This is a genomic window from Aliishimia ponticola (genome assembly GCF_004803475.1).
Lineage (GTDB): Bacteria > Pseudomonadota > Alphaproteobacteria > Rhodobacterales > Rhodobacteraceae > Aliishimia > Aliishimia ponticola.
This window is the reverse complement of record NZ_SRKY01000002.1, coordinates 254,817-267,019: the sequence shown is the minus strand read 5'-3', so window position 1 is coordinate 267,019 and position 12,203 is coordinate 254,817. Positions and strand designations below refer to the sequence as shown.

The following is a 12,203-nucleotide window of genomic DNA, read 5'->3' as shown; positions in this document are numbered from 1 at the left end:
AACCCGGCTGTTTCAACGCAGTCCGCCAATTGCGCCGTTCGGTCAGGCGTATGGGCAATGCCGTTTGACGTTCTACCCAGCCTCGGCGTCGTTCAGTCTGGCCGCGTCACTTATGTTGATCGGGACGCTTGGATTTGTCGGTCTCTTCGGCTTGCGCGCGACCGGACTGCCCCGACTTGCCCCCGTCCGAACTTCCCCCCGGCGACAGACGACCGGCCAGTTCCGACACCTCGCCATGTTCCGCCAGCCGCACTTCGCGGATCAGCCGGATCGTCGGCTTGGCCGCAAAAAAGATCGACCCCACGAGGAAACACCACGTGGCGGGCGTTTGGTAACTTTCGAAGAAGAACAGGACCGATCCGACCACGAACAGAAGCGCCGCGAGGAAATCGACAAGGGTGTAAACAAGCTCATAGGCCGCATAGCGGCGCTGATAGCTTTCACTTTGCCCTGATCTGTCCGGCCAGAAAAACCCGCGTTTTGCCATGGCCGTCCCCTTTTGCCTTAGCGGCTCAGACCGCCATGCAGCGTCGGCACGTCCAGCGCGCTGAACCCGTAGTGGCGCAGCCAGCGCAGATCACTGTCGAAGAAGGCGCGCAGATCGGGGATGCCGTATTTTAGCATCGCGATCCGGTCGATACCCATTCCGAAGGCAAACCCCTGCCATTCGTTCGGGTCGATCCCGCCCGCTTGCAGAACCTTCGGGTGCACCATGCCAGACCCAAGGATTTCCAGCCAGTCGTCGCCTTCGCCAACCTTGAGCGTGCCGCCTTCCCAGCTGCAGCGGATGTCCACCTCGGCGCTGGGTTCGGTGAAGGGGAAGTGCGATGCGCGAAAACGCAGTTCGACCCCGCCATCGACCTCGAAGAAGGCTTTGACGAATTCCTCCAGCACCCATTTCAGGTTGGCCATCGAAATGTCCTTGTCCACCGCAAGCCCTTCGACCTGGTGGAACATGGGCGTGTGGGTCTGGTCATAATCCGCGCGATAGACACCGCCGGGGCAAATGACGCGCAGCGGTGCGCCTTGTGCTTCCATCGACCGGATCTGCACCGGGCTGGTATGGGTCCGCAGCACATGCGGCGGGCGGTTGTCGCCTTCCGCGCGGTGCATGTAGAACGTGTCCATTTCCGCGCGGGCCGGATGGTGGCCCGGAATGTTCAGCGCGTCGAAATTGTACCAATCGGTGTCGATCCGCGGCCCTTCGGCAACGGAAAAGCCCATTTCCGCGAAGATGGCCGTGACCTCTTCGGTCACTTGGCTGATCGGGTGAATGGTGCCATGGCGCCGCGCCCGCGTCGGAAGCGTCACATCCAGCCACTCTGTCCGCAGCCGTTCATCCAGCGCCGCATCCGCCAGCGCAGCCTTCTTGGCCGCCAGTGCGGAGTTGATCTCGTCCTTGAGCGCATTGAGCTTCGGACCGGCCACTTGCCGTTCTTCGGGCGTCATCTTGCCAAGCTCGCGCATTTTAAGGCTGACTTCGCCCTTTTTGCCGACCGCTTGCACGCGCAGATCCTCAAGTGCCGCCTCATCGCCGGCCCCCGCAATCAATGACAGGTATTTTTCGCGCAGATCGTCCATTGCCAAGCCTTTCGCCAAGCCCTCATCACAGCCGCGCTTCTGCTATCATACCGACCCGCCAATGCAAGGCGCAGCGCCCGCCCACCGGCGCATTTCAACCTATGGTATTTAGCATTGGCGGAACGACTATATCGTGTTATTGCGCCAACATATGTGGCGTTGATTACAACTATAATAATATTTTCAGCAGCCGTGGCCATGGGGGTGGTGATGAGCAGTGAACAAGGCATTTGGAAGACCTATGGCGCGATGATTCTGACCGCCGGCGGATCGGCCGCACTGGCGGTGGGCATTTTGGCCTTTCGCGCAGCAGATACGGCAGAGGCGGGCGTCGATCAGGCATTTGGCCTGCTGGCCGCGTCGGAATACGCGGCGCCACCCGATCCATTGGCGGAACCGGCGACCCGCGCGGGCACCTCGCAAGATCAACTATTGCCCGGCGCGCAAATCCCACCGAACCCGTCGCGCCGCGTGCTGTCCCTGGCGGCGGCATTGAAGGCCGAAGACGTGCCGATGATGGATACCTCGGTGCTTACGCCGCCAGACCAGCACGGGGCGGATCATGCGGGACACGACCATTCGGACCATGATCATTCGGGCCACGATCATTCCGCACATGAAGATCACGGCGATGCGCCGCGCCTCGCGGCTTTGGATGCACCGACCAAAACTGACGCGGTTTCCGCACCCGTGCCTTCGGCAACAGACCAGAAATCGCCAGGCAAGCCCGGGAAAAAGGCAAAGGCCCCGGATTGCGTCAGGGTTCTGAAAACCATCGCCAGCCGCGCGACGATCTACTTCAACAGCGGCTCTGCCATTGTCGATGCGCGTGGGAAAGCCGCAGCCTATGTGCTGGCCTCGCAGGTGCAGGCCTGCCCCAATACCAGCGTGACAATCGTCGGCCATGCGGACCCCACAGGCGATGCGAACCTGAACCTTGCGCTTAGCTGGCTGCGCGCGAACAATGTTCTGCACGCGATTACCGCCGCGGGCTTTGACCCGTCGCGCTTTCGCACCCATTCGCACCTGCAAGACCATCCGGCCAAAGGGTGCGAACACTACGATGCGGTTGACCGGCGCACCGAATTTTCAGTGCGCTGGACACCGCCGGACGCAGTCGCACAGAACTGACCGCGCAACTGCGCCGATGCCGCGTTGCAGGGCCACTTAAAAACGATAAAGTGCCCCCGCGACGAGGAGGACGTTTTCAATCATGCGCCAGTATCTTACCCGGATTTTCAGCCGTTCCATCAGCCTGTGCGCCGGCCTGTGTCTGATGACCCTTGCCCTGCCCCAAACGTCGCTGGCGCAATCCTGCGTCACGGTGGGCGAGGCCTGCATTGCCACAGACAGCACCAAGCTGAAGCTGCGGCTTGGCAAAGACGCCGACGATCTGGCCGTGCTCAGCCAATTCCCGGATGTGACCGACCTGTCGATCTCAACAGCGCTGCGTTTTGACGCTGTTATTGATGGCAGCCCGATCGCACAGATGCCAAAGCTTCAACGGCTGTGGATCGACGGGGTGGCCTTAACCGATCTGGCGTTTCTGGACGATCTGCCCGAACTGCAAAGGCTTGGGCTTCTCGACATCGCGCAAACCGACATGGCGCCTGTGGCGCGGCAAACGGCGCTGATCAGCCTGAACCTGCGGTATAACGACTGGCTGACCGCCCTGCCCGTGGCCGGCATGACGGGGCTGAGATACCTCAATATCGGCGACACGGATGTGACCTCCATCGAAGAGCTGCGCGCGCTCTCAAGCCTTGAGACACTGATCATGTTTTGGTCGGGGGTCACAGACCTGAGCCCGATTGAGAATAACACGGGCCTGAAATTCCTGGATATCGCGGGCGCACCGGCCACCAGTATCGCGGCGCTGCACCGCCTGACCGAGCTGGAAGTGCTTTATATGAACAAAAGCGCCGTGACCTCGCTGGACGGGTTGGAGAACGCGACCAAGCTGAAGGAGCTTCACGCTGAAAGATCGGCGCTGGCCGACATCTCCGCGCTGGCGGGAAAGCGTGAACTGAAGATTATCGAGCTTCAGAAAACACAGGTAAGCGACCTGTCCGCGCTCACCGGCCTGCCCAAGTTGCACGAACTTGTGTTCAACGAAACGCCCGTCACCGATATCTCGCCACTGACGGACCTGCCCGCCCTGCGCAAACTGCTGTTCAAGCAAACCGGCGTCACCGACATTTCGGTGCTGGAACAGCACACCGATCTGACCAGCCTGACATTGCCACAACAGCCACTGGATCTGTCGATCCTTGCGGATATGGACAGTGTGCACATTCTGCGGGCGCCCGATCTGCCCGGTGTCGACATGACGCCGATCCTCGACATGGATAAGTTGTTCATGGGCATTCCGGGAGAAGCGCGCGCCCCCATGAAACGCGATGAATTCTTCAAGATGATCCGCGCACGCCCCTGAACGCTTGACGCTGCGCCAAAGCGCATGTGACGCTTGGGGCAGTTTATTTCAGCAGAACGGGCATTGATATGAACCGGTTATTCTTCCTGTGCCTCGCGCTGGCCTCTGGCGCGGCGCAGGCGCAGACCTTTGGGCAATGGTTCTATGGCAATACGGAATTTCGCAGCAACGCGGCTTGGGTGCTGGGCCGGTCGATGCAGGGTGGGATCGATACACTGACGGCGGATTGTTCCCCGCAAGGGGCGATGTTCACGTTTGAGCCGATGCAATCGCTGCCCACCGACCAGGAAGGCGACGTTTTCTTCAACTTCCCCGGCAAATCATTGCGGATGCGCGCCCAGTTTGAGACAGCCGTGGCAGAACCGGGCTGGACCGGCCCCCTGACCGCAGAATTGGCCGAGCAATTGTCGCGGCATAGCTCTGTCACAGTCGCCGCGCCGCACAATGGCCTGACCGAATTCCGCCTGCGCGGCTCGCGCGCGATGCTATCCAACGTGCTGGCCGAATGCGGACCGGGGCAGCTTCCCGCGGCGCAGGCCCGCCTGTCGCGCGACTTCGTGTTCGGAAAAATCGCCCAGGCCTGCAAAGGCAGTTATGCCCCCGATCCCGGCGCGGTGGTGGAAAGTGATCTCGATGGAGATGGGGCGTTCGACTACATCATTCACTGGGGCATGATCCAATGCACCGCGCCAAGCTATGTGGGGATGCGGCGCGGCGCGGGGTTTTGCGGCGCGGCGATGTGCACATCAGACGTCTGGACATCGTCCACCTTCACCCCGTCCGGCTTTGCGCAAGGCATCCTGAATGTGGGGCTGGAGGTCTGGCCCGATGGCGGCCCCTACCCGATGCGGTCAACCGCGCTGCGGCAGACCTGCCCGAACGGAACCTGCATTGAGAACTGGGGCTGGACCGGAACGAAATTCGCCCCGGTAGAGTAACAGGCGCACCCGGTGATGCAGAACGAAAAAACCCGCCCTTGCGGGGCGGGTTTCATAGCTTTGTCGCTGGCCTGAAAATCAGGCGCTCAGCGCGCCTTTCGCCTGATCGACGATGGCAGCAAATGCTTCCGGTTCATGCACGGCGAGATCCGCCAGCACTTTACGGTCCACTTCGATACCGGCCAGGTTCAGGCCGTTGATGAAGCGGGAATATGTCAGCGCTTCGTCATGCGAACGCACAGCCGCGTTGATCCGCTGAATCCACAGGGCGCGGAAATTGCGCTTGCGGTTCTTACGGTCGCGAGTTGCGTATTGGTTCGCTTTATCGACGGCCTGACGTGCGACTTTGAAGGTGCTCTTGCGACGGCCGTAATAGCCTTTCGCCGCCTTGATGACCTTCTTGTGACGGGCGTGGGTTGTGGTTCCACCTTTGACTCGGGACATATCAGCAGCCTCCTATCAGCGATCGTAGGGCATATAGCCCTTGATGATTTTGGCATCGGGAGCGCTGAGCGTCGTCGTGCCGCGTGCGTCGCGAATGAATTTCTTGTGACGTTTGATCATGCCGTGGCGCTTGCCAGCCTGACCGCCGATCACCTTACCGGTGGCCGTCACCTTGAAGCGCTTCTTGGCGCTCGACTTGGTCTTCATCTTGGGCATTTCGGTCTCCTTTTTACGGGTCTTTTAACGCGCGACTCGGCATGCCACACTGGCCGGCCGCGCAAACGAAGCCGCCCTATAGGATGACGGGCCCTGTTTGGCAAGACAAAACCTGCAAGGCGCATCGGATGCGCGGGCGCCGCCAGCCATGCGCTGAGAACATGAACCCCATTCCGAAATTGCAATTGTGCAGGATCACAAAAAGCGTAGAAGGCGCTCAGACGCCAACGCACGCGCCTCTGGCCGGTCAACCCTGCCCGCGTTTACGTAGCGACGGTAACGTCTCTGAAACTAAAGCCGCGCCCCTGTCAACGGGGACCCTTTCCTTTTGGAGATGACATGACCGCTTTTCAAACTCCGCTCTTCAGCGGGAGCGTTCCCGTACCCGCTCGTGATCGTTCCATCGACACCTATATCGCCGCACGTCAGTTCGAACGCCCGACACTGGTGCTTGACCGCGCGCTGGTCGCAGGCCGCTATGATGCGCTGTCCCAAGGTCTAGGCGATGCGCATATCCACTATGCCGTAAAAGCCAACCCGGAGCCGGAGATCATCGCGACCCTTGTGGCCCGTGGCAGCCGCTTTGACGCCGCCTCGCGCGCGGAAATCGCGCTGTGCCTGCAACAAGGCGCCAAACCCAGCGATATTTCTTTCGGCAACACCGTGAAACGCGCATCCGACATCGCTTATGCGCATGGCGTGGGCATCACCCTGTTCGCCGCCGATTCCGAGGAAGAACTGCGCAAGATCGCAGCACATGCGCCCGGCGCCCGCGTCTATATCCGCCTTCTGGTCGAAGCCAGCCAAGCCGACTGGCCGCTGTCGCGCAAATTCGGCTGCGCGCCGGACACCGCGCTCGTGCTGATGGACCTTGCCGCTGGTCTTGGCCTGTTCCCCGTGGGTGTCAGCTTTCACGTGGGCAGCCAGACCCGCCTGCCGGAATTCTGGGCCCCTGTGCTGGATCGCATTGCCGAAACATGGAACGCCGCGATTGCTGCCGGTCACAGCATGGAACTGCTGAATATCGGTGGCGGTTTCCCCGCCAGCTATGATGAAGACGTGATGGCGCCGCGCGCCTATGCGGCCGCCGTGATGGCGGAAGTCACCCGCCGTTTCGGCAAAGTCCCCTATGTCATGGCAGAGCCGGGCCGGGGGCTGGTCGCCGAAGCCGGTCACATCGTCGCCGAAACGCTGCTGGTCGCGCGCAAATCCGACGCGGATGTGCATCGCTGGGTGTATCTTGATATCGGTAAATTCTCGGGGCTGGCCGAAACCATGGACGAAGCGATCCGCTATCGCATCGAAACCGCCAAGGATGCAGAGCCGATGGGCCCCTGCGTTCTGGCCGGTCCCAGCTGCGACAGCGCCGATGTGCTTTATGAAAACCGCCCGGTCATGCTGCCCCTGTCCCTGACAGCCGGTGACCGTGTCGTGATCCGCAACTGCGGCGCCTATACGACGACCTATGCCACGATCGGCTTCAACGGGTTCCCGCCGCTGGACGTTATCGTCCTGTAACGTGGGATGCAGGTCCGGTCGAAGGGAGGCGACTGGACTCACACGTCCCGGCAGGTGGGAGCCACCGGGGCGTGCGCATTTCGCGGGGCGGCGCCTTAACCGACCTTGACGACCATCTTGCCAAAGCTGCGCCCGGTCAGCACGTCATTGAGTGCCTCGGGCGCGTTTTCCAGCCCTTCGACGACTTGCTCGCGGTACTGGACCTTTCCCTCTTTCAGCCAGCCGGTCATCTCGGCGGCGAATTCCTTGTACACTTCGGGCCCGAAGCTGTCGAAGATGATGAACCCTTCGACCTTCACCTTCATCCGCAGGATCGTGCCCAGAATTGCTGGCCCCATATCCGGCCCATCCGGCAGGCCCGGCATGTTGTACCACGCCACCATGCCGCATACCGGCATCCGCGCGAATGGGTTCAGCAGCGGCAGCACTGCATAAAGCACCTTGCCGCCCACATTTTCGAAATACACGTCGATCCCGTCCGGGCAGGCGTCCTTGAGCTGCTTTGCGAAATCATCGGCGCGGTGATCGAGACAGACATCGAAACCCAGCTTGTCGACCACATGCGCGCATTTCTCTGCACCGCCCGCGATCCCGACGACGCGGCACCCTTTCAGCTTGGCGATCTGCCCCACCGTCGCGCCCACCGGACCAGCCGCCGCCGCGACGACCACCGTTTCGCCCGGTTTCGGCTCGCCGATTTTCAACAGGCCCGCATAAGCGGTGTAGCCCGGCATCCCCAGAATCCCCAAGGACCAGGAGGGATTTTCGGGATTCTGGCCAAGGTTCATCACCATGTCGCCATTGGACACGAAGTAATCCTGCCAGCCGCTTGGCGACAACACGTAGTCACCTGCCGCGAATTTCTCGTTATTCGACGCGACCACTTGGCCAACGACCTGCCCGGTCATCACGCCGCCAATCGCCACCGGCTCCGCATAGGATTTGGCGTCGCTCATGCGCCCGCGCATATAGGGGTCCAGCGACAGGTAGACGGTGCGGATCAGCATCTCGCCCGCGCCCGGTTCCGGCACGGGGCCGGTTTCCATCCGCAACGTGTTCTCGTCAGGGGTCCCGACGGGGCGCTCGTTCAGAACGACGCGGCGGTTGGTGTCGGTTGTCTGTGCCATGGGCTGAATCCTCTCTCCCGGTGTTTCGGTTACAGGCGTAACGACCCGCGCAGGCACGCTCAAGGCCCTGCCCGCCGTTCCGGCGGGAAGTGCCGTGACGTCGGTGACGCTGGGTCAGTTCATGAAGTCGGCCAGAACCCGAACGAAGACTTCGGGGATGTCCGGCCAAGTATACCCACCGGGTTGTGTGCGCAGCGCCCACAGGATCAATCCGCCCGCGATCAAAATGCTGACGGCAGAGGCCCGCGGCGCGCGGCTGTCCGACATGGCAGAGATCACTGAGGGGATCGAGAACGTCGCCAGAATAATACCAAGCACAAGCGCCAGATCAGGTTGCATAAAGTCATTCCGATTAAACCATCAGAAGACAGCTTATTCCGGATCGGTCGCGTAAATCAAACGCTCATCACAGGGGGCGACGCGCAGGATGTTGGTGGTCCCGGCCACGTTGAACGGCACGCCCGCAGTCACGAGAATCTGGTCCTCTTTATCGGCATAGCCCTGTTCGCGCGCCGCACGGGCCGCATTGACCACGGCCATCTTGAACCGTTCCAACCCGCCGGTGATGACACAGTTGGTGCCCCAGCTCAGCGCCAACCGGCGCGCGGTTTCCTTCAGCGGTGTCAGCGCAAGGATCGGCACGCGCGGACGTTCGCGCGCCGTCAGCAGCGCCGTGGTGCCCGACTGGGTATAGCAGCAGATCGCCTTGATATCCGTCGTCTCCGCGATTTCGCGCGCGGCCGCCACGATCCCGTGCGCCACCGTGGTCCGGGCCGCATGGCGCGACGCCTCGATAATCTGGGTGTAGGTCGGGTCCTGTTCCACTTCGGTGGCGACATTGTTCATCGTCGTCACTGCTTCGATCGGGTACTGACCCGCGGCACTTTCTGCGCTGAGCATGACCGCATCCGCGCCCTCATAGATCGCGGTCGCCACGTCCGAAACCTCGGCCCGTGTGGGCATCGGGCTTTCGATCATGCTTTCCAGCATCTGCGTCGCGACGATCACCGGCTTGGCCGCAGTCCGGCACTTCCGCACGAGGCGCTTTTGGATCGGCGGCACGTTCTGCACGGGCAACTCAACGCCCAGATCGCCGCGCGCCACCATGATACCGTCGCTGACCTTCAGGATCTCGTCAAAGCGGTCAACCGCGTTGGGCTTTTCGATCTTGGACAGCACCGCTGCGCGCCCCTTGATCAATTCGCGCGCTTCTTCCACGTCGCCTGGACGCTGGACGAAAGACAACGCTACCCAATCGACCCCAAGCTCGCAGACGAAATCCAGATCGGCCCGGTCCTTGTCGCTCAGCGCGGCCAGCGGCAATTCCACATCCGGCACGTTCACGCCCTTCCGGTTGGAGATCGTGCCCCCCGTCACAACGGTACAATCCGCAAAATCCGCGCCGCAGGCATCGACCTTCACGCGGATTTTGCCATCATTGACCAGCAAGGTCGCACCCGGGGCGAGGGCTGCGAAAATCTCTGGGTGGGGCAATGTCACACGGGTCGCGCTGCCTTCCGCCGGATCGAGGTCAAAGCGAAAGGCCGCGCCTTCCACCAGTTCCTCGCTCCCATTCGCGAAGGCACCGACCCGCAGCTTCGGCCCCTGCAAATCGGCCAGAATCCCGATCGGCGAGTTCAGGTCCTCTTCCACCTTGCGGATCATGCGGTGGCGCTCGGCCAATTCCTCATGCGTACCGTGGGAGCAGTTGAGCCGAAACACATCCGCGCCCCGCTCGTGCAAGGTCCGGATCATGTCGTAATTGTCCGATGCCGGCCCCAGTGTCGCTACGATCTTGACGTTACGCGTGCGCTTCATGTTCAAACCTCCCGCAGAGCTTGTTAGCGTTATCATGCAATTCCCTTCCGGGATCAACTCGTATAGGCGGCCCTTGGATGACATGACCATGACATACACGCCATTTTTCACCGAAGGCGAAGACAGAACCGGGCGCTGGTGCGTCAGCTGTGATCACGCCGCAAACACCGTACCGCCCTTTGTGAATGGCGGCGACCTTGGCCTGCCCGCTTCCGACATGGGGCGGCATATCGCGTGGGACGTGGGCGGCGCGGGCGTTGCCAAACGGCTGGGCGAATTGCTGGACAGCCCCGTGATCTGTTCCAACTTCTCGCGTCTCGTGATCGACCCGAACCGGGGCGAAGACGATCCCACGCTGCTGATGAAGCTGTATGACGGCACGATCATCCCGGCAAACCGCTACGCAGGGGAAACCGAACGGGAAGAACGGCTTGACCGGTGCTACCGGCCCTATCATCGCGCGCTGGCCGATATGATGGCCCGGCCCGGTGCGGTTCTATGCTCTGTCCATTCCTTCACGCCGCAACTGAAGGGTCGTCCGCCGCGCCCCTGGCAAGTCGGCGTTCTTTACGCCCATGACAGCCGGTTGGCGCGCCCGCTGCTGGATTTGCTGCACGCCGAACCAGACCTGACCGTCGGCGATAACGAACCCTATTCCGGCCATTTGCCCGGGGACGCGGTGGACCGCCACGCACTTGCCCATGGCCGCCCCAACGTCCTGATCGAACTGCGCAACGACCTGATCGCGGATGAGGCCGGGCAACTTTATTGGGCCGACAGGCTCGCCCCCCTGCTTGACGGCGCCCTGCGCGCCGCCAATCTTTAGCAACAGACACAGACAGGAGACCGCAACATGGACGACCAGACCCAGCTTGAACTCGAAGCCGCGGCCTTCCGCCGCCTGCGCAAGCACCTGATGGAAGACCGCACCGATGTGCAGAATATCGACCTGATGAACCTTGCCGGGTTTTGCCGCAACTGCCTGAGCCGTTGGTACCAGGAAGCCGCCAATGAGCGCGGGATCGAGATGAGCAAGGACGAAGCGCGCGTGATCTACTACGGAATGACGATGGCCGAATGGAAGGCGAAGTATCAGACGGAGGCATCGCCAGACAAGCAAAAGGACTTCGAAAAGTCCTTTGCTGAGAATGTCGGCAAGGCTTGAATCGCCCGGCATCCCTGCGGACGGCACCTGCGCGCCGCCCCGCTTGTTCCGCTAACGTGCCGCGCGCCCGGCCTATGGGGCGCGGCACCGACCGCCAGCGTTACATGGCCGCTTTCAGGCTTTCATCCAGATAGATTTCCCGCAGCCGCGGCGCGACCTTGCCCGGCGTGCCATCGCCCAGCGTCACGCCGTCGATCTCCACCACCGGCATCACGAAAGTGGAGGCCGAGGTGATGAACGCCTCATCCGCGCTCTGCGCCTCTTCGATGGTGAAAGACCGCTCTTCCACTTCCATCTGCGCCTCGCGCGCAAAGCGCAACACAGCGGCCCGGGTGATCCCGTGCAAGATGTCATTCGACAAGTGCCGCGTGATGATCTTGCCGCCCTTGACGATATACGCGTTGTTGGAGGTGCCCTCGGTCACCTTGCCTTCTTCGACCATCCAGGCGTCGTCGCAACCGGCCTTTTTCGCCATCATCTTGCCCATTGACGGGTATAGAAGCTGAACGGTCTTGATATCGCGGCGCCCCCAGCGGATGTCCTCGATAGAGATCACCTTGATCCCCTTCGCCGCCTGCGGATTGGCCGCCAGCCCGGGCTTGTTCTGGGTGAACAATACCACGGTCGGCGTAACCTTCTCCGGGTCGGGGAAAACGAAATCCCGATCATCCGGCGCGCCGCGCGTGATCTGAAGGTAAATCAGCCCCTCGTCGATCCCGTTCAGGCGCACCAACTCGCGATGCACCTCCAGCAGATCGTCCTTGGAAATCGGGGCCGGCATGTCGAGCTCGCTCAACGACCGTTCCAAGCGCACCGCGTGACCGTCAAAATCGATCAGCTTCCCGCCCAGCACCGACGTCACCTCATAGACACCGTCCGCCATCAGGAACCCCCGATCAAAGATCGAGACCTTGGCTTCGTTTTCAGGCAGATACTCGCCGTTGACATAAACTGTGCGCATG

At 61.6% G+C, this 12,203-nt stretch carries 14 protein-coding genes; 6 read left to right on the top strand and 8 right to left on the bottom strand.

The window, feature by feature from the left end:
- Positions 1 to 106: 106 nt before the first annotated feature.
- Entirely contained in the window at positions 107 to 487 is a 381-nt protein-coding gene (locus tag E4Z66_RS07650) for a YrhK family protein (protein ID WP_136462411.1), read from the bottom strand.
- A gap of 17 nt (positions 488 to 504) precedes the next feature.
- Positions 505 to 1,581 (bottom strand): phenylalanine--tRNA ligase subunit alpha, encoded by a 1,077-nt coding sequence (gene pheS, locus E4Z66_RS07645; RefSeq protein WP_136462410.1) that lies wholly within the window; start codon positions 1,579 to 1,581, stop codon positions 505 to 507.
- 210 nt (positions 1,582 to 1,791) lie between these two features.
- On the opposite strand from pheS, the gene E4Z66_RS07640 reads away from it, so the two are divergent.
- The 3 genes from E4Z66_RS07640 to E4Z66_RS07630 all read left to right on the top strand — a co-directional run bounded on the left by E4Z66_RS07640 (position 1,792) and on the right by E4Z66_RS07630 (position 4,953).
- On the top strand, positions 1,792 to 2,712 hold the full coding sequence (locus E4Z66_RS07640; RefSeq protein WP_168797747.1) for an OmpA family protein: 921 nt from the start codon (positions 1,792 to 1,794) through the stop codon (positions 2,710 to 2,712).
- Between the two features lie 82 nt (positions 2,713 to 2,794).
- Positions 2,795 to 4,015 carry a leucine-rich repeat domain-containing protein gene (locus tag E4Z66_RS07635; RefSeq protein WP_136462408.1) on the top strand — a complete coding sequence of 407 codons (1,221 nt, stop codon included), beginning with the start codon at positions 2,795 to 2,797 and terminating at the stop codon, positions 4,013 to 4,015.
- Between the two features lie 68 nt (positions 4,016 to 4,083).
- A complete protein-coding gene (locus E4Z66_RS07630) occupies positions 4,084 to 4,953 on the top strand; it encodes a hypothetical protein (protein WP_136462407.1) in 870 nt (289 codons plus the stop codon).
- 78 nt (positions 4,954 to 5,031) lie between these two features.
- On the opposite strand, the gene rplT is transcribed toward E4Z66_RS07630, so the two are convergent.
- Together rplT and rpmI are read right to left on the bottom strand one after the other, a co-directional pair.
- A complete protein-coding gene (gene rplT, locus E4Z66_RS07625) occupies positions 5,032 to 5,397 on the bottom strand; it encodes a 50S ribosomal protein L20 (protein ID WP_136462406.1) in 366 nt (121 codons plus the stop codon).
- A 15-nt stretch (positions 5,398 to 5,412) separates the two neighbouring features.
- A complete protein-coding gene (rpmI, locus tag E4Z66_RS07620) occupies positions 5,413 to 5,613 on the bottom strand; it encodes a 50S ribosomal protein L35 (protein WP_136462405.1) in 201 nt (66 codons plus the stop codon).
- 339 nt (positions 5,614 to 5,952) lie between these two features.
- On the opposite strand from rpmI, the gene E4Z66_RS07615 reads away from it, so the two are divergent.
- The gene (locus tag E4Z66_RS07615) at positions 5,953 to 7,131 is read left to right on the top strand and encodes a type III PLP-dependent enzyme (RefSeq protein ID WP_136462404.1); all 1,179 of its coding nucleotides are present in this window, start codon (positions 5,953 to 5,955) and stop codon (positions 7,129 to 7,131) included.
- Between the two features lie 95 nt (positions 7,132 to 7,226).
- Here E4Z66_RS07615 and E4Z66_RS07610 read toward each other — a convergent pair whose 3' ends face one another.
- The 3 genes from E4Z66_RS07610 to pyk all read right to left on the bottom strand — a co-directional run bounded on the left by E4Z66_RS07610 (position 7,227) and on the right by pyk (position 10,076).
- Positions 7,227 to 8,258, bottom strand: a complete 1,032-nt coding sequence (locus E4Z66_RS07610) for an NADP-dependent oxidoreductase (protein ID WP_136462403.1) — start codon at positions 8,256 to 8,258, stop codon at positions 7,227 to 7,229.
- A gap of 114 nt (positions 8,259 to 8,372) precedes the next feature.
- Positions 8,373 to 8,597 (bottom strand): hypothetical protein, encoded by a 225-nt coding sequence (locus E4Z66_RS07605; RefSeq protein WP_136462402.1) that lies wholly within the window; start codon positions 8,595 to 8,597, stop codon positions 8,373 to 8,375.
- A gap of 33 nt (positions 8,598 to 8,630) precedes the next feature.
- Entirely contained in the window at positions 8,631 to 10,076 is a 1,446-nt protein-coding gene (gene pyk / locus E4Z66_RS07600) for a pyruvate kinase (RefSeq protein WP_136462401.1), read from the bottom strand.
- An 88-nt stretch (positions 10,077 to 10,164) separates the two neighbouring features.
- On the opposite strand from pyk, the gene E4Z66_RS07595 reads away from it, so the two are divergent.
- Both E4Z66_RS07595 and E4Z66_RS07590 read left to right on the top strand, forming a co-directional pair.
- Complete coding sequence (locus E4Z66_RS07595; protein ID WP_136462400.1) at positions 10,165 to 10,902, top strand: N-formylglutamate amidohydrolase; 738 nt, start codon at positions 10,165 to 10,167, stop codon at positions 10,900 to 10,902.
- 27 nt (positions 10,903 to 10,929) lie between these two features.
- Positions 10,930 to 11,241, top strand: coding sequence for a DUF1244 domain-containing protein (locus E4Z66_RS07590; RefSeq protein ID WP_136462399.1), 312 nt, complete (start codon positions 10,930 to 10,932; stop codon positions 11,239 to 11,241).
- Positions 11,242 to 11,341: 100 nt separating this feature from the next.
- Here E4Z66_RS07590 and E4Z66_RS07585 read toward each other — a convergent pair whose 3' ends face one another.
- Complete coding sequence (locus E4Z66_RS07585) at positions 11,342 to 12,202, bottom strand: D-amino-acid transaminase (RefSeq protein WP_136462398.1); 861 nt, start codon at positions 12,200 to 12,202, stop codon at positions 11,342 to 11,344.
- Position 12,203 lies beyond the last annotated feature (1 nt).